We start from the raw sequence: 20616 nt of genomic DNA, 5'->3' as shown, positions 1-20616 counted from the left end.
CAGGGTGGGATGCTCGTCGCGCAGGGCTACGGCGGCGCGCAGACCGTCGTCGGTGTTGTCCGGCGGCATACGGACGTCGGTGACGACGATGTCGGGATCGTGCTCCCGGACGGCACCGATCAGCGCGTCCGCGTCTCCGACGGCGGCGAGCACCTTGTGCCCGAAGCGGGTGAGCACGCCGACGAGCCCGTCCCGCATCAGCGCGGAGTCCTCGGCGAGTACGACATTCAGCGACACGGCAGCTCCACATGCAGCGAGGTGGGCCCACCCGGCGGACTGGACAACCGCAGCCTGCCGTCCGCGGCGGCGACACGATCGGCGAGCCCGATGAGACCGGTGCCGGTGGCGGGACGCGTGGGCGTCTCGGGGCGCGCGCCCGTCGCGTTGTCGGCGCCCGTCGCGCCGCCGATGCCGTTGTCCTCGACCGTCAGGGTGAGGACGTCGGTGTGCAGGCGGGCGCGCACCTCGACCCGGTCCGCGCGGCTGTGCTTGACGGCGTTGGTCAGGGCCTCGGCGATCACGAAGTACGCCGTGGTCTCCACGGAGACGGGCATACGGTGCGGCAGGCGGATGTCGACTGTGACGGGCAGGACGGAGCGGGCCGCGAGGTTCCCGGCCGCCGCCTCCAGCCCCTGGTCGGTCAGGGCCTTGGGGTGGACGCCACGGCTGAGCTCGCGCAACTCCTCGACGGCGAGCGTGACTTGTTCCTGGGCCCGGGCGAGCTGACCGGCCAGCGGCGAGTCCGGTTCCGCGTCGAGGCGGGCCAGCCCGAGCAGCACGTTGAGCGAGACCAGCCGTTGCTGTGCCCCGTCGTGCAGATCCCGTTCGATCCGGCGCCGCTCCGCGTCGAAGGCGTCGACCAGCCGGGCCCGGGAGGCGCGTACGTCGGTCAGCTCACGGCCCAGTTCGCTGTCGCGCGGCGCCAGCATGAGCCGGGTGACGGCCGCCCGGGCGCCGGCCCACGCGGTGATGGTGTACGGCGCCGCGGCGAGCAGACAGAGCCCGACGATCACCAGCGGCCAGGCACCGGGATCGTCGATCGGCGACATCATCACGGATACCGGGAGCCCCAGCGCGAAGCAGAGGACGAGGAGGTCCATCCACCACAGCGCGGTCGCCGAAACGGCCGTGAACCCCAACTCCCGCCAGGTCGCGGGCTCCCGCAACCGCGTCCGCACCCACCCGACGAGCCCCGGCCGCTCCGGGGCCCTGTGCGGATCCGGCACCGAGTCCAGATCCACCAGCCGCAGCCGCCACCGTTCGAACCGGGTCACGGCGACCCCCGAGAGCGCGACCCCGACCAGCACCACGGCCCCCACCACCACAACCAGCCCGACGAGCCCCGCCGCCAGCACGAGCACGAGGACGACCGTGATGACGGAACCGGACACCACCCCGGACAGCAGATAGGCCAGCGACCGCCAGGGCCAGCTGGAGCCGAGCACCTTCAACGGGTTCTGGCCGAGCGCCTGCCAGGCGGTCCGATGTCGCATTCCTCGACAGTAACCAGCCGCGGATCTTCGGTCGGTAGTGCGGGCACTACCTTCGAACTCCCCCGTACGCCAATGCGCGGGCCGGGGCCGGACCGGTCCACTGGGCGCCATGAAGATGAAGCTGTTGACCCTCGGACGTGGACTCGGCGCCTTCGTCGCCGTATTGGGCATCGCCGCGGCGACCGCCGTACCGACCTCCGCGTACGGACCGACCTCCGCCTTCTCCAAGCCCACCCCCACCCTGGACGCGGCCTCCATCGACCACTTCGTACGCGACTACGTGGAACAGACCCGGCTGCCAGGCGCGGTCGTGGCCGTGACGAGAGGTGACCGGGTCGTCCACACGGCGGGGTACGGTCGTACCGCCTCCGGAGAGACCATGACGGCGCGGACGCGCGTACCGGTGGCGTCCCTCTCCAAGGCCATGACCGCACTCGCCGTGATGCGGCTGGTCGAGGCGGGCAAGGTCGACCTGGACCGCCCGGTGCACCAGTACCTGCCGGAGTTCACGATGGCGGACCGGCGGTCCGGGGACATCACCGTCCGGCAGGTGCTGACGCAGACCTCCGGCATGGCCGACTCGGCGTACCCGGACCTGACCCGCGCCCAACCGCACACCCTCAGGGAGGCGGTGGCCGCGATGCGCGGCGCGCATCTGGACACCACGCCGGGCACCCGGCACCGCTACCACAACCCCAACTACTTCGTAGCGGCCCGCCTGGTCGAGGTGGTGGGCGGCCGCCCCTTCGCCGACCACCTGACCGCCGAACTCTTCAAGCCCCTGGGCATGACGCGAACCGCGTCGGTCGACACGACAACCGACATGCCCGACGAGGCGCGCGGCTACGTCCGCGCGTACGGGACGACGTTCTCCCGCCCCCACCCCCGCTGGTTCGCGGCGGGCGGCCACGGCGTGGTCACCACTGCGGAGGACCTGGCCCGGTGGCTGATCGTCCAGAACAACGACGGCGTCTCCGCGGACGACCGCCGTATAGCCACTGCGGACACGATCAAGCTGACACACACGCCACCGAAGGCGACGAAGGACAGCGACTACGCCATGGGTTGGTCGGTGGACCGGGAAGCCGACGGGCGCCCCCAGATCGAGCACACGGGCCAACTCCTCACCCACAACGCCATGGCGACCCTGCTGCCCGACAGCGGCATCGGCATCGCGGTCGTCACCAACACCGGCCTGATCTCCGGCGACGACGCCCCACAGATCACCCAGGGCCTGGTCGACCTGGCCCAAGGCAGGCACCCCGAGGTGGCCGCCCCCTTCTCGATGACGGCCGACTGGTTCCTGGCCGCCCTCACCCTGCTGGCGGCGGCCCTGGGCACGACCGGCGTCGTACGCGCCCGCCGCTGGGCCCGGCGCACGGCACGCCACCCCTGGTGGCGGGTGGCCGCACGGCTACTCCCCCACACCCTCCCCATCCTGCTCCTGACCCAACTCGCCACCCTCCTCGGCCTCCTGATGAACCGCTCGGGAACCCTGACCCAAACCGCCTACGCCTGGCCGGCCCTGTTCCTCTGCACAGCCACCGCGGCCCTGGCCTCCACGGCCGTCATCACCGCCCGGAGCATCGCCGCACTCCACCGCCGACGAGCGACGTGAGCGCGTGCGGTCGGCCCGCGGCGCCCAGGCCGTTTCGTTCAGATCATCTGATCGTTGGTCCGGGTGTGCCGCTGACTGACGCGCAGTGAACGCGAATCGAGCCGATACTCCCGGACCGAACGCCGAAGCGGGGACTACGATCTGGCGATCTCTTGCCGGAGCTGGTGGGTGAAGCGACGCAGGAGGTCCAACGTCTCTCGGAACTCGGCCCGGCGGTCGTCCCTGCCGTCGGTGGGCCGGGTGCTCCAGACCCGACGCGCGAGAGCATCGGCAAGATCGACGGTGTCGCTGGAGCAGAGCAGGTAGAGGGCTGAGCGTGCTTCCTGCATCCGGTTCGCCAACTCGTTGGCTCCGGGACCATCGTCACTCAGCTGTGTTTCCTTCAGGTGGTCCAGTAGCTGAACTACGGCCGTGTTGAAGCCGATACCGGCTTTGAGCTTCTGTTCGCGCAGCCACATGCGGTCCTGTCGGCGCGTGGTGAACCACGAACCGAACACCACCCCTATGAGGCCGATAGCGGCCCCGATGGCCACGGACAGGATGTTCTCCACGGTCAGCTCCCCCGTCGTACAGCGACGCCAGGCTACAGAGGCCGTCGGAGGCTCCGCACTCGATGAGCGCGCTCACATGCCAAGGGTTCGGTGTTCCGAACGAAACGGCCTAGCCGCACGAGAAAGCCCCACGTCGGCGACCTGAGGCTTTCTGTCAGCCGAAGAGCGGAAGCCGGCTAAGGGTTCGGCGTCACGAGGTCGCCGCGGGCGTCACATTCGTCAGCTTCCAGCGTTGATGGAGCCGGAGTTGAGCCGGCCACTCGTCGCGATACACGACACGCGGGCTCATGACGGTTCGCCCGGGATGCCGTCGCAGCTGTCTTCGTCGTCTGCGGCTGTCGGTACGCCCAGACGTCCACCGCGTGACTCGGCCACGCGCAGAGCGTCACTCAGGCACTCGGCGAGCCGGACCGCCGTGAACCGCACCTCGGTGTGCGGGGACGCGGGGACGTCCAGCACCTTCCGCGCGTGACCGAGCACATCTGCGGCGAGGGCCAGCTGCACGGCCTCCATCTCGTCCGCGAGGCGTGACACGTACCCACCTTCACCGTCCGTCGCGACGTAGCACGGCTTACCCTCCGCCGACGGCCATGGCAGGAGGCGGAGTGTGGTGGCGCACGCTGCCGGTTCCATCGACTCCGCCGCCTTCGTCACCATCGTCTGCGCCCTCGCCGTCGATGACTTCCTCACCTTCGTCGGCCTCGTCGGCTTCATCAGACGGCCACCTCTCCCGCGCCGATCAGATGCCGGTCGAGATCGATCCCGAAGTCGGCGGCGAGCACGAGGGCGAGACGGCGGCGCTGCTGCTGGGCGACCTCGCGCTCATGGGCGGCAAGGTAGGGGCGGACGAGGCGGGTGGCGGCGCCGTCGAGAGGGTGATCGAGGCCGTAGGGGGAGCGGTGGAGAGGGAGATGTTCGGGTTCGGGTACGGCGGTGGGGTGGGCCGGGCGCGGCGAGTGCGCCGGACCGCGCCCGGCCCGGCGGGTCCCGGTACCGGGGGTGAGCAGGAGGCTCAGCCAATGGGCGCTACGGCGGATAAAGTTCCGCATGTCGGTCTGCTCCATTCAGATCGGCCGTGCCCCGGGAGACCTGGACCGTCTCGCCGGGGTCTTGTCGTCCGCGACGCTATATCCGGACACAGACCTCTGCATACAAGTACAGAGGGATCCACTCGATCGTGTATGTGATAGCACACCTACGTTGGACGTATGAGCGATGCAGAGGAAATGAGGTCGCCGCTGGACCCGATGAGCGCCAAGCCGCTCTATGTCCAACTGGCTGACGTCATCGCCGGGAAGATCAGGTCCGGGGAGTTGGCACCAGACAGGCCGATCCCTTCGGAGAATCACCTCGCCGACGAGTACGGCGTGGCACGGCTCACCGCGCGGCGTACCGCGCAGGAACTCCGCGAACGAGGGCTCATCGTCACAGTGCGAGGCAAGGGATCGTTCGTAGTGGAGCAACCGCCCTTGGACGTTCCAGAGGAGGACGAGACCGCCGACTGACCAGCCGCAGCGGCAAGCCCAAGGTATTCGGCCTTCGTCTCGCCCTCCTTCGTGCTCGGGGTCAGACCGGAAGGTGCCAAGCGGGTCCGCCGGGTTCCCCGAGCCAGACGTGTTGGGTGCCGTCGGCCTCTACGGTCAGGCCGAAGTCGGACTGCGGGGGTGTTCCGGCGTCCTGCCAGGCGTTGAGTGCGTCTTCTACGGCGTCCCACAGGAGCAGGGGGCCGTGCTGGTGCACCTGCCACCCATTTCCGGCGGGTTCGGTCCATGCCTGTGAGCCGGTGGCGACGTCCACGAGGATCACGCCGTCGCCGGTGGTCATGAGTTCGGCGGAGGGTGCGGCGAGCTGGGCCAGGAACTGGCCGGTCCAGTCGTCGAGTAGGCCGGGGTCCAGGCGGGCGGGGCGGGTGTGGCCCGGGCGCTGGTAGTAGGTGGGGCGGGCGTTCGTGAGGGCGGGCGAGCATGTAGCCGATCCGGTCTCCGGCGAAGCGGCCGGTGGCGGTGCCGTCGTCGTGGACGGTGAGGCGGATGAGGCCGGAGGCGAGCATCCATCCGCTGATGGTGGTGGTGATGGTTCCGCCGTCGCGTACCTGGTACAGCCAGGCGGGTGGGATGTGCCGGACTGCGCAGGTCGCAACGATTGCGTCGTACTCCGCGGCGTCCTTGTATCCGGCAAGACCGTCTCCAGTGAGGAGCGTCGGGGAGTATCCGGCGGCCTGGATGTGGCCGGCCGCCGCGGCGGCAAGGCGCGGGTCGTATTCGATGGAGTACACGTTCTTGTCGCCGAGACGGTGACTCAGGATGGCCGTGGAGTAGCCGGTGCCGGTGCCGATCTCCAGCAGCTTGTCACCCTCGCGGATACGTGCGAGATCGAGCATGCGCACGATCAGTGAGGGCAGGGTGCTGGACGAGGTGGGGCGGCCGGCCAGCGGTCCGGAGGCGTCCGCGGCGGCGATGCCATCGATCTGGGTGACCCAGGTGGTGTCTTGGTAGACGAGGCGAAGCCATTCGTCGGCGCCGGTGGTGTGGCGGTGCACGGGCTCCCACCGGGTGCCGGACGGGCGGAACATCGTGTCATCGAGGAAGAGTTCACGCGGGACGGCTTCGAGCGCATCACGCCACGCGGGGTCTTCCACGGGGATGGCCGCGGCGAGCGTGCGGCGGAGTTGGGCCGGGTCGGCGGTCATGCGTGGCCTCCGTGCTGGAGCTGGTCGGCGAGGGCTGCGGTGATCGGGGCGGTGATGTGGTCGGGGAACCACGCCCATTGGCCGTTGGGATTGCACTCATACCAGTGCCACAGGCCATCAGGGTCCAGGCCGAAGTCGAAGGCGCCGAAGACCAGGCCGAAGGCGTCGAGGTAGGCGCGTACCCCCTTGGCGAACTCAGGCGGGACGGCGATGGGCGTGTAGGTGAGCTGGTCGTAGTGGCGACGCCAGTCGACACCGGGCGAGCCGTCGATCCGGACGGCGAACAGGTGCTCCCCGACGGCGGTCAGGCGGATGTCAGCGGTCTTGGCCACCCGCTGCTGGAACAGGTGCGCGGTGTGGCGTATCCGGTCGTCGATCTGGTCGGGGATGACGTCGTCGATCCACACCGTCAGCGCCCGACCGTCCGCATCGGCGTAGTCGGTTTCCCGGAGCGGCTTGTAGAGCACCGGCCCGTGCTCGGCCGCGAACGTGCGGGCCTGGTCGGGGTCGTTGGTGATCAGGGTGGGAGGCACGGTCAGCCCGCAGCGGGCGGCGACCGCTAATTGCGCCGGCTTGTACTCAGCGTCCCGGTTGCGCCAGGGGTGATTCAGGTAGTGGGCGCCGGGGAGGGCGGCGAGGATGCCGCCGAGCCCATAGCGGGCCTCCTCGACAGCCCAGCGGGCGGTCTGCTCGCTCATGGCGAGGTCGGCGGTGTAGGGGGTGGGCCGCCGCCAGTAGACCGAGCGCACGCTGTCCAGGTCGAGCGTGCGGGTCTCGGTGGCCAGGGTGCCGCCGGGCCCGATGCTGTCGAACACCGCTGCCGCGGTGACCGTCGTGGGGAAGTCCCCGGGGTCCAGGCGTACCACGGGCACGCGGCGCCGGTTGAGTTCCGTGATCACCTCGTCGGCCGTTGCATCGTCCAGGCGCGTGATGACGAGGACGGGCGGCCCACCCGCGGCCATCAGTCGGAGTCTCCCTGCTGGTCGTTGCCCTGGTCCGGGTTGCCGTCGAGGCTGGTCTTCGTCGTTGTCTCCTTCGACGTCTCCGACCGCTTGTGCTTGTCCAGTGTCGGCAACAGGGTGCCGTCAGGGTCCACCCATGTGGCGGTCTGCGTCTCGGCGTCGAGGACCGCGCGGGCAGCAGGCAGAACTTCAGCAGGAGGGAACGGCTTCATACGGCTGACACCCCAGGGGGTGACCTGATCGTCGGGCACTGTGGCCTGCATGGGTCTCCTCGTCTCTCGGTCGGTTCTTACGGTGGCCCCCGCGGCTGGTGTCAGGACGGTGTAGGACCCGCTCCTGACGGCGCGGCCGTCTTGAGCCCTTCACCACGGGCGTCGCGCCGCGCCCGGCGGTAGTTCTGCGCCAAGGCGTCGAGTTCCGGGCAGTGTCCTGTGGACTTCCCGTCTTCGTCGCGGAACTCCCGGCAGTCCGGGCACTCGGCGCCGTGCGTGAGCAGCGCGACGTACGCGGCCTCGGCCAAGGGCGGCATCAAGGGCGCTCACCCCGCGATCGGGCATTGGCTGCGGCCACGCCCGCGCTCAGGGCCTCGCTCAGGGTGAGGCGCCGAAGGTTCCCCGGCTCGGCGTCCCACTCCCGCCCGCCCCCGATCGGCCGCAACTGTACGAACGGCCCGACGAAGCCCATGACCTTGCCGATCTTCCGGCTGTCCGTGTCCTCGACGGTGTCACCGATGGCTGGCTTGTGCACGGTCATCGCCTTCGCTTCCGGCGCGGCGGGTGGTGAGCGCGCATGAGGACGTTGCAGTCCGAGACCCGCGACAGGTCACCGGTCCTGCGGGCCTCGACGCGCTGCCGGGCGAGCATGGCGCATTCGTCGCAGCCGGGGACGGGCTCGGGCTCTTCGAGGGGGAGGGCCAGCCCGATGGGGGGACGGTCCATGGTGGTCTGGCGGGCCGGGCTCACCGAGTGGCCTCCTGCGCTACTCGGAGGACGGCTCGGCCGGTGCGGCAGTGTCGCCTGGAGGGTGGTAGGAGTTGTCATCGTCTGCGCTCCTCAGCAACGTGGACCGCGCCCCGGGGTGTTCGCGCACTGCCGGGGTTTGTCGTACCTGTCGACGCTAGGGAGGCCATGTGCAGCCCCGCCATTAATGTGCAGATCTGTCTACGCAACTACCGGAGGCAGGGTGATGGTTGCTTCGCCCTCTTGACTCGCTTCTCCTGCAAGTTGACCGTGGTGGACATAACTGCACAACACGTAGGCGGAGGTGGCTGTGTCGCTACTGTTCATCGGCATCGACCCCAACACGGGGGACAAGCAGAGCCCAACGGTGTGGGTCGACCAGGAGAAGCAGGAACTCGTGTTCCAGGGATGGAAGCCCGACCCCGAACTCGAAGCGGAATGCGCTGCGTTCGAGATTCCCGGCCACGCGCGGGGCATCCCGGAGAACGAGGCAGTGATCCGTATCCCCGCCAGGATGGTGCACATGATCAGGGAGGCGTGCGATGCCGTCGAGCGTGCCGACATTCGATGAACTGATCGCGAACTGCCGGTCGGCCGTGCACCTGGAGATGCGCGACGCCTACGCCGTCGACTATGAGAAAGGACCATTCTCCGACTGGAAGCAGGGCTTCCGCCACAACCCGGACGATCGCGCCTCCTGGTGGCGGCCGTGGCTCAACCTGATTCAGGAGACCGTCAGCCGCGGAGTCGTCGTGCGCCGGGCCCGCATCGTCTCCGAGCCGGTCAGTGAGTACACCCGGTTCCTGTACGACGGCACGTTCACGAACGTCGCCGCAGGAGAACAGGTGCGGTGGCTACCACGCCGACGCGCATCCGACATCGCCCTGCCAGGCAATGACTTCTGGCTGTTCGACGAACGTTGGGTCCACTGGAACCACTTCGCCGGAGATGGCTCATCGCTCGGAGAAGAGATCACCAACGACCCGGCCGCAGCCAAGTTGTGCGCCGAAGCCTTCGAAGCAGTGTGGGCGCGAGCCACCCCGCACGATCAGTACGACATCCGCTGACAGCAGAGCATCGGTAGGCCAGTTCATGCCCGTCTCCCCGTCCTCGTCGGCCCAGGCCGCACGCCAGGTTGTCGCTTTGCGGCTGCGCGACCTCCGCAAGAGCGCCGGGCTGACGGTCGTCGAGTTGGCCAACCGGTGCGGCTGGCGCCATTCCAAGACGTCCCGCATCGAGAACGCCGTCACCGCGCCCTCGGTCAAGGACATCCGGGCGTGGGCCGCCGCTTGTGACGCGGTCGACCAGGCAGAGGACCTTGTCGTCCAGTCGCTGAACGCTGAGTCGATGTACAAGGAATGGCGCCACCAAGTGCGCCGCGGCATGAAGCAACTTCAGGACAGCATGGTGCGGTTCTTCCACCACACCGAGCTGTTCCGGATCTACTCGTCGACGATGGTCCCCGGCCTTCTGCAGACCGAGGGATACGCGTCCGCGCTGCTGAGCAACATCGCTGACTTCCGCGGCATCCCGTTCAACGACGGCGCGGCGGCTGCGGCCGCACGTGTTGAGCGGTCCCGCATCATCCACGAACCGGGCCACCGCTTTGTCATGGTGATCGAAGAAGCCGTGCTGTACGCACAGTTGGGCGACGGAGACGCGATGGCAGCGCAACTCGGGCACCTGCTCACCGCCGGAGCTCTGCCTCAGGTGTCGTTGGGCATTATCCCCATGACGACGTGTGAGCGGCGGCAGTGGCCCGTTGAGACGTTCCACGTGTATGACGACACTCTCGTGTCGGTGGAGTTCCTGTCGGCCGAAGTCAACATCACCCAGCCTTCCGAGATTGCCGTCTACCTGAAGGCGTTTGAGCAACTGCGTGGCATGGCCGTGTACGGGGCCGAGGCGCGCACCCTGATCCTGAAGGCCATCGAAGCGCTGCACTGACCCCGACATGACGAAGGCCTGAGACCTGAGGCACGCGCCCTGACCGGACCACAGGGCTTCGACAGATCATCGACGAACGCCCCCGCCCCGGTCGCGCGAACGCGGCAGCCGGGTACGGGGGCGTCGTCGTGGGCGGCGGGGCGGGTTACGACGTGGTCGTGGGCGTCACGTCCGTCAGCTTCCAGCGCTGGTTGGAGCCGGAGTTCGGGGTCCAGAGGCCGACGCCGGCGCCCTCGTTGGTGGACTGGCCGTGGACGTCGGGGAGTTGGCCGGTGGCCGCGTTGACGAGGGTCCAGGTGGTGTCGCCGGTGGTGGACATGATCCACTGGGCGGCGGTGTCGGGGCGGCCTTCGGCGGGCTCCGCCACGAGGGCGCCGTCTCGGATGGCGAGGCGCTTGTCGCTCGCGGGGTCGGTGAGGACGTAGCGCGAGCGGTTGTCGGCGGCGCCGTGGCCGATGCGGTCCAGCTGCCACTGCGTACCGCCGTTGGCGGCGGACTTGATGACGAGGCCCTTGCCGTCGGCCGCGATGGAGAGGTCCTTGCCGCTCTGGACGCCGGTCAGCCGGTAGGTGTGCTCGTCCTGGAGTTCGGCCTGGTCCTTCGCGACGCCGGAGACGCCCTTGACGAGGAAGCTCGTCACGGACTGGGCGGGGACCGTGATGGTGGCCTGCTTGTCGGTGACCCGGACCGGCTGCTGCTTGACCAGCTTGCCGTCGGCGTCGGTCACGACCGCGGTGACGGTCGCGCGGGACGAGACCTTGCCGAACTTCGACAGGTCGACGGTGACGTCGCGGGCGGCGGTGGTGCTGTTGACGTGGACGACGGTGGCCTTGTCGCCCTTCTTGGCGACCGCGGCGGTGCTGGAGGTGTCGTTGGTCTTGATCAGCCGGTCGCCGGGCTTGATGTAGTGGGTGAAGTTACGGGCGGTGTCGAACTTCGTGTTCGTGTAGATCGGGCACGTTTCGAGGGTGTCCGCGGAGTCGCAGCCGAACGACAGCTGGATGGAGCCCCAGTTGCCGCCCTTCGCGGACTCACCGCCCGGCTTCATGTTGTCGTAGTCCTCGACCGGCTGCCAGAACACCCAGGCCTTGGGTTCCAGTTCCCGCAGGTCGTCGACCATGCGCTGGGCGAGACCCAGGCCGGGCCGCATGTCGGTGAAACTCTGCCCGTCGCCCCAGTCGCCCTCGACCTCGCTCATCCACAGCGGCTTGTCGGCGGCCTTGGCCAGGTCGCGCACGGTGGTGCGCTGGCCGGTGCCGTACGTGTGGACGTTCATCTGGCCGACGAGGTCGCGCACTTCCTGGGGGTACGAGTTCCAGTTGGTGGCGAAGGTGCCGGGGTTGGTCTCGTCCATCGCGGAGATCTCCGCGTGCGTACGGGACTCCTCCAGGACGGGGGCGAGGGCCTTGAGGACCTTCTGCTGGAGTTCGGGGCCCATGTGGGCACCCTCCTGACGGCCACCGGTCGGCTGCCCGTCCGCGCCCAGCTTCGTACCCCAGTAAGGGGTGTTCGGCTCGTTGAACGGGTCCAGCGTGTCGACCTTGATGCCGTGCGCCTTCTCCAGCCGCTCGGTGGCGCCCACCAGGTACTTGGCGAAGTCGTCGACCGACTCCTCCTTGAGCTGGTCCTTCGAGGAGTCGAAGCCGCCGGAGACGTAACCGCTGACCGTCATGAACCACGGCGGGGAGTTGCTGAACGTCTCCCAGTGGTCGATGTCGTTCTTGATGCGGTCCACCCACCAGCGCTGAGTGGCGTCCGCGTTCTTGTTCCAGTCGCTCTTGTCGTCCGCGCTCCACCAGTCGACGTCCTCGCGGGTGGTGCCCGCCGGCGCCTTCCACCAGCCCTCGACCGCGCCGCCCGCGCGCAGGTAGTCCTTTACGTCCGGGGCGTTGCCGCCGCCGATGTTGTAGCGGGCGATGTTGAGATTGAGGCCGTCCTTGCCGAAGAGGAGGTCGGCCAGCTTCTCCCGTATCTCGGGCGGGTAGTCGCCGGTGGCGTTGGCGAACCACACCAGGCTGGTTCCCCAGCCCTCGAAGCTCTCCCCCTTGTACGAGGGGTCGGGCCGGACAGTGACCGAGGCGTTCGCGGCGGCCGTCTCGGCGTACGCGACCGGCAGGGAGGTGGTGGCCATGACGGTCCCGGTCGCGAGGGCGGTGACGCCGATGGCCCCGAGGAGCCGTCTCGTGCGGGTGCGGTGTGCCATTCGAGTACTCCAACTCTTCCACGTGCCGCGCGTCCCGGCGGGGCACGAGAGATCGGGGTCCGCGGGGTGCGGTTCGGTGCGGTTCGTTCGCTCTCGTATGGTTTTGTTCGAATGAATGTTTACGTAAACATTCACTGGCGGGATGTCTACACTGTCCGAATCTCAGCGGTCAAGAGGTTGGTTCTGGTTGGTCGTGGTCGGCTACGGCGTCGATCGCGGCCGGTTCTGATCAAAGGTGCGTGGAGTGGTGGGGCCAGTGAATGGTGACCGCAACACAGACGGTCGTACGGCGAGACGAGCCGTATCCCGGCCTCGGCAGGGCCCTTCCATGGGCGACGTCGCCCGGCTCGCCGGGGTCTCGGCACAGACCGTCTCCCGCGTGTCCAACGGCTTCCCCGGGGTGACCGAGGAGACCCGGCGGCAGGTGCTGGCCGCGATGCGGGAACTGGGCTACCGACCGAACAGCGCGGCGCGGGCGCTCCGCCGGGGCGAGTTCCGCACGCTCGGCGTGATCACCTTCTCCCTGTCCACTATGGGCAACATGCGCACGCTGGACGCGATCGCCACCTCCGCCGCCCGCGAGGGTTACGCCGTCACGCTGCTCCCCGTCGCCGTGCCCACCCAGGACGAGGTGAACGGGGCCTTCTCCCGCCTCGGCGAACTGGCGGTCGACGCCGTGATCGTCATCCTGGAGACGCACTTGCTGGACGCCGCGACCGTGTCGTTGCCGCCGGGTGTCCCGGTCGTCGTCGCCGATTCGGACGCGGGCGACCGTTACACCGTCGTGGACACCGACCAGGCGGGCGGGGCGCGGGAGGCCGTACGTCATCTCCTCGACCTCGGCCACGGGACGGTGTGGCATCTGGCCGGACCCGAGGACTCATTCGCGGCCCAGCGCCGGACCAACGCATGGCGGGAGACACTCACGGCGGCCGGCCGCACGCCTCCGCCCCTGGTACGCGGCGACTGGTCGGCGGACTCGGGCTACCGCGCGGGGTTGAGGCTGGCCGACGAACCGGGTTGTACGGCCGTGTTCGCCGCGAACGACCAGATGGCGCTGGGGCTGTTGCGGGCCCTGCACGAGCGGGGCCGCCTGGTCCCCGAGGAGGTGAGCGTCATCGGCTTCGACGACATCCCGGAGGCTTCGTCCTTCCTCCCTCCCCTCACCACCATCCATCAGGACTTCGCGGAGGTGGGGCGGTTGTGTGTGGAGGGGGTGCTCGGGAAGATGCGGCGGGAAACTTCCGGGCATGGGACGACGCTTGTGCCGACCCGGCTCGTACGACGGCACAGCACGGCACCGCCGCCGAACCGTTAGGGCTCCGCGACGCCGGAGTCCCGGTGTGGCTCAACACCCCGCTCACCGACCTGTACGTCGAGAACAGCACCGTGACCGGAGCGATCGTCACCCGGAACGGCACCCCCGCCCTGGTCCGCGCCCGCCGAGGCGTGATCGTCGGCTCCGGCGGCTTCGAGCACAAGGCGGCGATGCGCGACCGCCACCAGCGACAGCCCATCGGCACGGACTGGAAAGGACTGGACGGTAGGCGCGAAGGAGAACACCCGCGACGGCATCCAGGCCGGCCACCGCCTCGGCGCCGCCCTCGCCCTCATGGACGACGCCTGGTGGGGTCCGGCGATCCCACTCCCCGGCCAGCCGTACTTCTGCCTCGCCGAACGCACTCTCCCCGGCGGCCTGCTGATCAACGCGTCCGGCGCCCGCTTCGTCAACGAGGCCGCCCCCTACAGCGACGTCGTCCACACCATGTACGACGTCAACGACACCGACCACGCGATCCCGGCCTGGCTGATCGTCGACCAGAACTACCGCAGCCGCTACCTCTTCAAGGACGTCCTGCCGACCCTGCCCTGCTCCGACGTCTGGTACGACTCGGGCGCGGCCCAGAAGGCCTGGACGCTGGACGCCCTCGCCACGTCGATCGATGTACCCGCGACGGCCCTCCGCACCACAGTGGTCCGCTTCAACTCCCAGGCGCTGCGAGGCGTGGGCCCCGACTTCCACAGGGGCGACAGCGCGTACGACCACTACTACACAGACCCGTCCGTCCTCCCCAACTCCTGCCTGGCCCCCTCTGGCTCCCCCCTTACTACGCCTTCCGAATCGTCCCCGGCGACCTGGGCACCAAGGGGGGCCTGCGGACGGACGCCCGGGCGAGGGTCCTGCGGGCGGACGGCTCGACGATCCCGGGCCTGTACGCCGCGGGTAACGCGTCCGCCGCGGTGATGGGTCACAGCTACGCGGGCGCGGGTTCGACGCTCGGCCCCGCGATGACGTTCGGCTACATCGCCGCGCTGGACATCGCCGGGGCGCTTTGATCAGCCGAGAAAAACGTAGGAGACGTCGTCAGCCCCGGAGTTGGCGACGTAAGCAAAGTCTGGATCATCGGGGAACAGCGCTATTCCGGTCGGCGCATTGCCGGCGCTGATGGGTACGTTACGGTCGAGGGCCAACTGGTTCCCGGTGGTGCGGACCACGGAGACGTTGTTGTCCCCCCGGTTGGTGACGAAGACGTGGCGCTCTTCGGGGTGCACGGCGACCCCGGTCGGTGAGTGGCCGACGCCCACGGAATCCGTCCGCTCGGGGCCGCCTTTCGCGGACGCGTCGATCACGTCCAGTATGTTCTTCCCGGTGCTGGCGACATAGGCGAGGTTGCCATCGGTGGGGGACACCGCGATTCCGGTCGGGCGGGCGTGAACACGGACGGATTTCACGGTGTCCGCTTCTACGTCGATCACGGACACGTTGTTCGACCCGGAGTTGGCGACGAAAGCGAGGCTGCCGCTACTGTTCAGCGCGATCCCGGTCGGTGTTGTTCCGACACGGAATCTCGCGACGTTCTCGATTGAGTCCGGGTCGAACACGACCACGTCGCCCACCCCGGACCTGGTGACCCAGACGAGTCCGCTGGGGTCGACGGCGATCCCGGTCGGTGTGCCGCCGAAGCGGACGATGTGGCGACGCACCCGGTTGTGCTCGGTGTCGATCACGGTGACAGCACTGTCACCGGAGTCCGCGACGTAAGCGCGGCTGCCGCTGCGGTTCATCGCGATCCCCGTCGGTTTCGTGAGGACACGGATCGTGTGGATCACCTCGTTTTCTACGGTGTCGATCACGGACACGGTGCCGTTTGCGGTGTTGGTGACGTAAGCGGTAAGGCCGTCGGGGGTGAACGCAATCCCATTCGGGTTTCTGCCGACGTCTATGCGGAGCTTCGGCAGGGCATGGGTGGAGGCGTTCACGGCCCTGGCTTCGGCCGTTGTCACCAGCGTTGGTCCCCAGGTGAAGGACAGCAGCGCCGCCAGGAGCAGGGGAAGCGGGCCTCGTCTGCGTCGGTCCGGCTTGAGGTCGCGGGACCGGCGGTGGGGATGGGGGAAACGCATGGTGACCTCCCGTCCTGGCGTTCTCAGCACGCGCTCGAAGAGGTTGATTCGGGGAGACAGTTCATATTCAGGCGAGAGCAGCCATTCAGCTGTGGAGAGGTACCGCCGAATACCGGCACAGCAGCGCATTCGCCCGGAAAGCCGGGTCCTGTCGACCGTAGAATCACCATACGACTGGTAAAACCGGGGCGCATGTGCGGCGTTCGAGTGCGGTCTATACCAGCAGACGCGCGGTCACGCAATTTCACGGCATTGCGCTTTGGGCGCGAACCTCGGCGATCAGGAACGCCTGCGGGACCGGCTCCCCGCGTTCCGTGTCCGGTGCACGGACCGTTCTCGAAAGGAGGCGGAATCCGGTGTCTTCCAGCAGCCCGGCGATGGCGTCCGGCTGCCTGCGCTGAAGTCGAGTGACACCGGGTGGCCCCAAGGGCGGTCGTAGTGCCGTGGCTCGTCGCCGACCTGGAAGCCGAGGAGCAGGTGGCCGCCCGGCCCAAGCACCCGGTGGAACTCCGTGAACAGCGCGGGGAGTTCATCCACAGGCGTATGGATGGACGGGTACCACGAGACCACGCCCGCGAGCGCCCCGTCGGCAAGGTCCAGCTCCGGCGTCGAACCTGCTCGAAACGCAGTCCCGGATTCTCGCGGCGGGCGGTCGCAAGCATCGACTCCGACAGGTCGAGCCCGAACACGGACAGCCCGAGGGCGGCGAGGTGAGCGGTGACCCGCCCCGGCCCGCATCCCAGGTCGACCACCGCCCCGCCCCCGCCCACAAGTTCCGCGAACCCGGCCGGCGCCGCCCGGTCCAGCCGATGGGGTGCCGGGGTCATGAAAAGCGCCCGGCACCCCGTCAGTCAGGCAAGCACTGCCTTGGCTCAGCCTCCGAACGTCACCACCAGCCTGCCGTCCGAGGCGAAGGACCAGCCCAGCGCGCCGGAGTACGACGCACAGCGCGACCCGTTCGTACCGGACCAGAACTGGTTGGAGCTGTCGGAGTCGCCGATGATCCGGTCGTTCGTACCGCTGCCGCTACGGCAGGAGGTGTTGTCGCGGAAGACCGACGTACCGGCGTCGAAGTTGAAGTTGCGCTCGGTGTTGTCGATGCTCACGTTGTTCGAGATGGTCATCGAGCCGGGGTTGCTGTTGTAGGTGAACCCGTGCTTGCCGTTGTCGACGGCGAAGCTGCGCCGGACGACGTGGTTGACGGGCACGTCCTCGCCACCGAGCTTGTAGCCGTTGCGGTCGCCGTTGCCGGCCTGGGAGCCGTCGCTGAGGGTGCCGTTCTCGTAGGAGAGGGAGTCCTCGATGGTCACCGCGCCGATGGGGTCGTAGTCGGAGTAGGTGTAGAGGTCCCAGCCGTCGTCGATGTTGTTGTGCGCGACGGCGTAGCGGAAGACATTGCCGGGACCGGTGGTGAGCTTCGCCGCGAAGCCGTCGGCGTCCTCGCCGTCCGAGTCGGCGTTGTCGTGCGACTCGGCGCTGACGATGAGGTTGTTGGACGGCCACTGGGCGGTCGGGGTGCTGGAGGTGGCCCGCCCGAGCTGCAGCCCCGTGTCGCGGTTGAAGCGGGTCACCGTGCGCTCGAAGACGTTGTTGCTGCCGCCGACGAAGATGCCGTTGTCACCGGCCCGCTCGACGACGAGGCCCTTCACGTGCCAGTACGACCCCATCACCTGCAAGCCCCGGTTCGACGAACTCTCGCTCTGCGCCGAGAAGTTGAGCACCGGAGTCTCGCCCGGGTAGGCGGAGAGGGTGGTCCGGGCGCTGGACGTGCCGTTGTTGCCGGCCGGGATGGTTACGGTCGAGGAGTGGTTGTACGTACCGCCGCGCAGATAGATCGTGCCGCCGGCGGTGATACGGCCGATCGCCGAGGTGAGGGTGGTGGGGGCCGAGATCGTGCCGGCCGCGCTGTCGGTGCCGTTCGGCGCGACGTACAGCGCGGAGGCCGACGGGGGCGGGGTGGTGCCGCCGTCCGGCGTGGTGGCGTCGAGGTAGTCGACGTTCGGCAGGCCGGCGGCGGTGGTCGGGGTGAGCCGGATGGTGTTGCTGCCCGACACCACCGGCACCGTCAGCGTCTTCGTCGTCCAGCCGGTCCAGGTGCTCGTGCCCTCGAACGACGCCGTCGTCGCCGTCGAGCCGTTCACGACGACGTTGGCGGGGCGGGCGGTGGTGGTGCCGTTGGCGAAGCGGATCGCCAGCGTCGCCGTGCCCGATGCGGGTGCGGTCACGGTGAACTGGGCGTATCCGCTGGTGGAGTTGGTGCCGTTGCAGAATCCGCTGCCCGAGTATCCGGTCCAGTCGGAGTCGATCGTGCCGGTGCAGACGGCCGGGGAACTCTCGGCCTCGTACCGGGCGGTCGCGGCCTGCGCGGTCGTGGCGCCGGTCAGCACGACGAGCGTGCTCACCAGTACACCGGCGCCGAGGCATGCCGTGACAGGTCTGACGGATCTTCTGGGCATCGCTGATCTCCATCTCCAGTGCGGGTTTGGGGCGGAGGAGCGGGAAAGCGCTTTCTTGCGGGCCTCATCGGCAGTGTTAGGGCATGGCCTGAACACGTCAATAGGTTGGTGCTTGATTTCTGTTCACATGGATGAACTGAGGGAGTTGGAGTTCGAGGTTTTGGTAGTCGCTCGTTCCGAGGTGTGAACGGCAGATCAGGACAGGCACACGGGCCCGTTACCGTGGGGAACCGTGACGACGGGGATACGTGGTGGGGCTCTCGAGGGCGTACGGGGTTGGTGGGAGCGGGGCCGGGCGTTGGCGGCGGCCAAGCCGCTGCTGGTCGACATCGGGATCGCGCTCCTGATCCAGGCGGCGATGACGATGCCGTTCGTGGTGCCGAGGTCGGCCGAGTTGCCGCCGGCGACCTGGCCGGCGTACGGGCTGATCACGCTCCCGTGGTTCCGCTGGTGTGGCGTCGGCGCGCTCCGATCCTCGCCCTGCTCGCCGTCATGGCCACCAGCGCCCAGTACAAGCTGGCCCTGGACGGCCCCGGGCAGCCGTTGCCGTACACCGGGCTGGTGATCGTCTACACGGTCGCCGCGCTCTGTCCGCCCCGCAAACGGCTGGTCGCCGGGGGTCTGGTGCTGCTCGCGGTGCCCGTGGGGGTGTGGCTCAACAGCCGCTCGGCACGCGAACTGACCTTCTGCTTCTTCGTGTTCGCGGCCGCCTACGTCTTCGGCCGGCTGACCGATGCCCGTCAGCGAGCCAACCGGGTCGAGGCCGAACGCGCCGCCGCCCGCGAACGCGCCCGGATCGCCCGCGAGATGCATGACATCCTCTCCCACGCGGTGAGCCTGATGATCGTGCAGGCGGAGGCCGGGCCGGTGGCGGTACGTACGGCTCCGGAGCGCGCGGAAGCCGCGTTCGACGCGATCTCCGAGGCCGGGCGGGATGCCATGGCCCAACTGCGGCGGATGTTGGGCGTGTTGCGGGAGGGGGGCGAGAGCGACGGGGGCGGCGGGGGTCATGAGCCGGGGCTCGCGCCGCGTGAACCGCAGCCGGGACTTACGGATCTGCCCGCTCTCCTCGACCGGGTGCGGGGCAGCGGGCTTGAGGTCGCCTACGGGACGAGGGGGTGCACGCGGGCGTTGCCGGCCGCGACCGGGGCGACGGTCTTCCGGATCGTTCAGGAGGCGCTGACGAACACGGTCAAGCATGCGGACGCCCGTACCGTGTCCGTACAACTCACCTACAGGGAAGGCGACTTGAGCATCGAGGTGACCGACGACGGGCGTGGTCCGCAGGCCGGGGCCGGGGCGGCTGTCAGGGGCGGCGGCGGGCACGGCCTCGTCGGCGTGCGGGAGCGGGCGGCGGCGCATGGGGGTACGGCGATGACCGGGCCGGGGCCGGATGGGCGCGGCTTCGCGGTGCGGGTGCGTATCCCCGTACCGCCGTACCCGGCGCTGGTGGCGGCGGAGGTGGCCCGTTGACGATCCGGGTGGTCGTGGCCGACGACCAGGAACTCGTGCGCAGTGGCTTCGCGATGAAGGTGATGTCGCTCGACACTACGACGCCGTTCCCGCAGGCGAACGTGGGCGACTCGCTCTCCGGCACGACGGCCGGCCCGCTCGACTACTCCGCCTTCGGCGGCTACAACCTCCAGGCCATCCAGCCGGGCACGCTGGTCGACCACGGCATCGAGGCCGAGGTGACCCGCCGCCAGAAGGGTGGCGAGCTGGCGGTGGCCACGTACAACGTGGAGAACCTGGACGCGCTGGACGAGGAGTCGAAGTTCGCGCGCCTGGCGGAGGGCGTGGCGGTCAATCTGCGGTCGCCCGACATCGTCGCCCTGGAGGAGATCCAGGACGACAACGGCGCGACGAACGACGGTAGGGTCACCGCCGAGGCCACCCTCACCCGCTTCACCGACGCCATCCGCGCGGCAGGCGGCCCCCGCTACAGCTGGCGCTACGTCTCCCCCGAGAACAACCAGGACGGCGGCGAGCCCGGCGGCAACATCCGCCAGGTGTTCCTCTTCAACCCCGAGCGGGTCTCCTTCACGGACCGCGCTGCAGCCGACGCGACGACGGCGACGGAGGTGGTGAAGACGAGGAAGGGCGCGAAGCTGACCCACTCCCCCGGCCGCATCAACCCCACCAGCGAGGCCTGGACGGACAGCCGCAAGCCCCTCGTCGGCGAATTCCTCTTCCACGGCGAACCGGTCTTCGTCATCGCATGTACGGATCGACGTGAGCCGGTGCCGCAGGCACTGAGTCCAGCCATGCACCGTTCCTGTGGACTGAGCGAAAGTGAGCCCGCTCAGCCGCACGCCCCGAACGGTCTTGGGCGCTCC

21 protein-coding genes and 5 pseudogenes are annotated in these 20616 nt (G+C 68.9%); 9 read left to right on the top strand and 17 right to left on the bottom strand.

Going from position 1 to position 20616, the window contains the following annotated elements; translation table 11 throughout:
- Positions 1 to 237, bottom strand: a 237-nt coding sequence (locus tag F3T56_RS48790) for a response regulator (protein WP_246204321.1), incomplete at its 3' end; no start/stop codon positions are given.
- Entirely contained in the window at positions 228 to 1493 is a 1266-nt protein-coding gene (locus tag F3T56_RS39635) for a sensor histidine kinase (protein WP_149830313.1), read from the bottom strand. The genes F3T56_RS48790 and F3T56_RS39635, both read right to left, overlap by 10 nt.
- A 109-nt stretch (positions 1494 to 1602) precedes the next feature.
- On the opposite strand from F3T56_RS39635, the gene F3T56_RS39630 reads away from it, so the two are divergent.
- On the top strand, positions 1603 to 3111 hold the full coding sequence (locus F3T56_RS39630; protein ID WP_246204320.1) for a serine hydrolase domain-containing protein: 1509 nt from the start codon (positions 1603 to 1605) through the stop codon (positions 3109 to 3111).
- Positions 3112 to 3245: 134 nt separating this feature from the next.
- Here F3T56_RS39630 and F3T56_RS39625 read toward each other — a convergent pair whose 3' ends face one another.
- From F3T56_RS39625 to F3T56_RS39615, 3 genes are all read right to left on the bottom strand, one after another.
- On the bottom strand, positions 3246 to 3662 hold the full coding sequence (locus tag F3T56_RS39625) for a hypothetical protein (protein ID WP_149830312.1): 417 nt from the start codon (positions 3660 to 3662) through the stop codon (positions 3246 to 3248).
- A gap of 285 nt (positions 3663 to 3947) precedes the next feature.
- Positions 3948 to 4196: a hypothetical protein gene (locus F3T56_RS39620; RefSeq protein ID WP_246204319.1), complete on the bottom strand. Its 249-nt coding sequence runs from the start codon at positions 4194 to 4196 to the stop codon at positions 3948 to 3950.
- A 179-nt stretch (positions 4197 to 4375) separates the two neighbouring features.
- Positions 4376 to 4711: a hypothetical protein gene (locus tag F3T56_RS39615; RefSeq protein ID WP_149830311.1), complete on the bottom strand. Its 336-nt coding sequence runs from the start codon at positions 4709 to 4711 to the stop codon at positions 4376 to 4378.
- Positions 4712 to 4870: 159 nt separating this feature from the next.
- Here F3T56_RS39615 and F3T56_RS39610 point away from each other — a divergent pair, with 159 nt between their 5' ends.
- A complete protein-coding gene (locus F3T56_RS39610) occupies positions 4871 to 5167 on the top strand; it encodes a GntR family transcriptional regulator (protein ID WP_172639365.1) in 297 nt (98 codons plus the stop codon).
- Positions 5168 to 5228: 61 nt separating this feature from the next.
- Here the strand turns inward: F3T56_RS39610 and F3T56_RS49930 are convergent, their stop codons facing one another.
- From F3T56_RS49930 to F3T56_RS39580, 7 genes and pseudogenes are all read right to left on the bottom strand, one after another.
- The gene (locus tag F3T56_RS49930) at positions 5229 to 5801 is read right to left on the bottom strand and encodes a hypothetical protein (protein ID WP_342787054.1); all 573 of its coding nucleotides are present in this window, start codon (positions 5799 to 5801) and stop codon (positions 5229 to 5231) included.
- Positions 5788 to 6042 (bottom strand): annotated as a pseudogene (locus tag F3T56_RS49925) (rRNA adenine N-6-methyltransferase family protein); the annotation flags it as partial. The pseudogene F3T56_RS49925 and the gene F3T56_RS49930, both read right to left, overlap by 14 nt.
- Before the next feature lie 305 nt (positions 6043 to 6347).
- Positions 6348 to 7313 (bottom strand): ATP-grasp ribosomal peptide maturase, encoded by a 966-nt coding sequence (gene tgmB, locus F3T56_RS39600; protein WP_149830310.1) that lies wholly within the window; start codon positions 7311 to 7313, stop codon positions 6348 to 6350.
- Positions 7313 to 7576: a putative ATP-grasp-modified RiPP gene (gene tgmA, locus F3T56_RS39595; RefSeq protein WP_149830309.1), complete on the bottom strand. Its 264-nt coding sequence runs from the start codon at positions 7574 to 7576 to the stop codon at positions 7313 to 7315. The genes tgmB and tgmA overlap by 1 nt, the downstream gene beginning before the upstream one ends.
- A gap of 50 nt (positions 7577 to 7626) precedes the next feature.
- On the bottom strand, positions 7627 to 7845 hold the full coding sequence (locus tag F3T56_RS39590) for a hypothetical protein (protein WP_149830308.1): 219 nt from the start codon (positions 7843 to 7845) through the stop codon (positions 7627 to 7629).
- The gene (locus F3T56_RS39585) at positions 7842 to 8066 is read right to left on the bottom strand and encodes a hypothetical protein (RefSeq protein WP_149830307.1); all 225 of its coding nucleotides are present in this window, start codon (positions 8064 to 8066) and stop codon (positions 7842 to 7844) included. Before F3T56_RS39585 ends, F3T56_RS39590 begins: the two co-directional genes overlap by 4 nt.
- Complete coding sequence (locus tag F3T56_RS39580; RefSeq protein ID WP_342787051.1) at positions 8063 to 8275, bottom strand: hypothetical protein; 213 nt, start codon at positions 8273 to 8275, stop codon at positions 8063 to 8065. The genes F3T56_RS39585 and F3T56_RS39580 overlap by 4 nt, the downstream gene beginning before the upstream one ends.
- 307 nt (positions 8276 to 8582) lie before the next feature.
- Between F3T56_RS39580 and F3T56_RS39575 the strand changes: the two genes are divergently transcribed.
- The 3 genes from F3T56_RS39575 to F3T56_RS39565 are packed head-to-tail and all read left to right on the top strand — an operon-like array spanning position 8583 to position 10219.
- Positions 8583 to 8843: a hypothetical protein gene (locus F3T56_RS39575; protein WP_149830306.1), complete on the top strand. Its 261-nt coding sequence runs from the start codon at positions 8583 to 8585 to the stop codon at positions 8841 to 8843.
- Positions 8815 to 9339 carry a DUF6879 family protein gene (locus tag F3T56_RS39570; RefSeq protein ID WP_149830305.1) on the top strand — a complete coding sequence of 175 codons (525 nt, stop codon included), beginning with the start codon at positions 8815 to 8817 and terminating at the stop codon, positions 9337 to 9339. Before F3T56_RS39575 ends, F3T56_RS39570 begins: the two co-directional genes overlap by 29 nt.
- Before the next feature lie 25 nt (positions 9340 to 9364).
- Positions 9365 to 10219, top strand: a complete 855-nt coding sequence (locus F3T56_RS39565) for a helix-turn-helix domain-containing protein (protein ID WP_149830304.1) — start codon at positions 9365 to 9367, stop codon at positions 10217 to 10219.
- A 145-nt stretch (positions 10220 to 10364) separates the two neighbouring features.
- Here F3T56_RS39565 and F3T56_RS39560 read toward each other — a convergent pair whose 3' ends face one another.
- The gene (locus tag F3T56_RS39560; RefSeq protein ID WP_149830303.1) at positions 10365 to 12422 is read right to left on the bottom strand and encodes a glycoside hydrolase; all 2058 of its coding nucleotides are present in this window, start codon (positions 12420 to 12422) and stop codon (positions 10365 to 10367) included.
- A gap of 328 nt (positions 12423 to 12750) precedes the next feature.
- Here F3T56_RS39560 and F3T56_RS39555 point away from each other — a divergent pair, with 328 nt between their 5' ends.
- Both F3T56_RS39555 and F3T56_RS39550 read left to right on the top strand, forming a co-directional pair.
- Positions 12751 to 13740 carry a LacI family DNA-binding transcriptional regulator gene (locus F3T56_RS39555; RefSeq protein ID WP_149830302.1) on the top strand — a complete coding sequence of 330 codons (990 nt, stop codon included), beginning with the start codon at positions 12751 to 12753 and terminating at the stop codon, positions 13738 to 13740.
- Positions 13740 to 14759: pseudogene (locus F3T56_RS39550) on the top strand (FAD-binding protein); the annotation flags it as partial. The gene F3T56_RS39555 and the pseudogene F3T56_RS39550, both read left to right, overlap by 1 nt.
- On the opposite strand, the gene F3T56_RS39545 reads toward F3T56_RS39550, so the two are convergent.
- From F3T56_RS39545 to F3T56_RS48780, 4 genes and pseudogenes are all read right to left on the bottom strand, one after another.
- Positions 14760 to 15824, bottom strand: coding sequence for an SMP-30/gluconolactonase/LRE family protein (locus F3T56_RS39545; protein WP_172639364.1), 1065 nt, complete (start codon positions 15822 to 15824; stop codon positions 14760 to 14762).
- 244 nt (positions 15825 to 16068) lie between these two features.
- Positions 16069 to 16651: pseudogene (locus F3T56_RS39540) on the bottom strand (class I SAM-dependent methyltransferase).
- A 45-nt stretch (positions 16652 to 16696) separates the two neighbouring features.
- The gene (locus F3T56_RS39535) at positions 16697 to 18280 is read right to left on the bottom strand and encodes a carbohydrate-binding protein (RefSeq protein WP_149830300.1); all 1584 of its coding nucleotides are present in this window, start codon (positions 18278 to 18280) and stop codon (positions 16697 to 16699) included.
- 195 nt (positions 18281 to 18475) lie between these two features.
- Positions 18476 to 18712 (bottom strand): hypothetical protein, encoded by a 237-nt coding sequence (locus F3T56_RS48780; protein ID WP_246204327.1) that lies wholly within the window; start codon positions 18710 to 18712, stop codon positions 18476 to 18478.
- Between F3T56_RS48780 and F3T56_RS39530 the strand changes: the two are divergent.
- Both F3T56_RS39530 and F3T56_RS39525 read left to right on the top strand, forming a co-directional pair.
- Positions 18639 to 19753: pseudogene (locus tag F3T56_RS39530) on the top strand (sensor histidine kinase). The gene F3T56_RS48780 and the pseudogene F3T56_RS39530 sit on opposite strands and share 74 nt — an antisense overlap.
- A gap of 53 nt (positions 19754 to 19806) precedes the next feature.
- A pseudogene (locus tag F3T56_RS39525) lies at positions 19807 to 20496 on the top strand (endonuclease/exonuclease/phosphatase family protein); the annotation flags it as partial.
- Positions 20497 to 20616 lie beyond the last annotated feature (120 nt).

It is taken from the genome of Streptomyces tailanensis, assembly GCF_008386495.1.
Taxonomy (GTDB): domain Bacteria; phylum Actinomycetota; class Actinomycetes; order Streptomycetales; family Streptomycetaceae; genus Streptomyces; species Streptomyces tailanensis.
The sequence above is the reverse complement of the archived record's forward strand: the minus strand, read 5'-3'. Positions and strand labels throughout refer to the sequence as shown.

Bases quoted from the DNA above. Each gene is read 5' to 3' on its own strand.
- F3T56_RS39615 (WP_149830311.1), bottom strand. From the start codon at position 4,711: ATGCGGAACTTTATCCGCCGTAGCGCCCATTGGCTGAGCCTCCTGCTC.
- F3T56_RS39630 (WP_246204320.1), top strand. From the start codon at position 1,603: ATGAAGATGAAGCTGTTGACCCTCGGACGTGGACTCGGCGCCTTCGTC.
- F3T56_RS39585 (WP_149830307.1), bottom strand. From the start codon at position 8,066: ATGACCGTGCACAAGCCAGCCATCGGTGACACCGTCGAGGACACGGAC.
- F3T56_RS39570 (WP_149830305.1), top strand. From the start codon at position 8,815: ATGCCGTCGAGCGTGCCGACATTCGATGAACTGATCGCGAACTGCCGG.
- F3T56_RS39560 (WP_149830303.1), bottom strand. From the start codon at position 12,422: ATGGCACACCGCACCCGCACGAGACGGCTCCTCGGGGCCATCGGCGTC.
- F3T56_RS39565 (WP_149830304.1), top strand. From the start codon at position 9,365: ATGCCCGTCTCCCCGTCCTCGTCGGCCCAGGCCGCACGCCAGGTTGTC.
- F3T56_RS39635 (WP_149830313.1), bottom strand. From the start codon at position 1,493: ATGCGACATCGGACCGCCTGGCAGGCGCTCGGCCAGAACCCGTTGAAG.
- F3T56_RS39555 (WP_149830302.1), top strand. From the start codon at position 12,751: ATGGGCGACGTCGCCCGGCTCGCCGGGGTCTCGGCACAGACCGTCTCC.
- tgmB (WP_149830310.1), bottom strand. From the start codon at position 7,313: ATGGCCGCGGGTGGGCCGCCCGTCCTCGTCATCACGCGCCTGGACGAT.
- F3T56_RS39545 (WP_172639364.1), bottom strand. From the start codon at position 15,824: ATGCGTTTCCCCCATCCCCACCGCCGGTCCCGCGACCTCAAGCCGGAC.
- F3T56_RS39535 (WP_149830300.1), bottom strand. From the start codon at position 18,280: ATGCCCAGAAGATCCGTCAGACCTGTCACGGCATGCCTCGGCGCCGGT.
- tgmA (WP_149830309.1), bottom strand. From the start codon at position 7,576: ATGCAGGCCACAGTGCCCGACGATCAGGTCACCCCCTGGGGTGTCAGC.
- F3T56_RS39610 (WP_172639365.1), top strand. From the start codon at position 4,871: ATGAGCGATGCAGAGGAAATGAGGTCGCCGCTGGACCCGATGAGCGCC.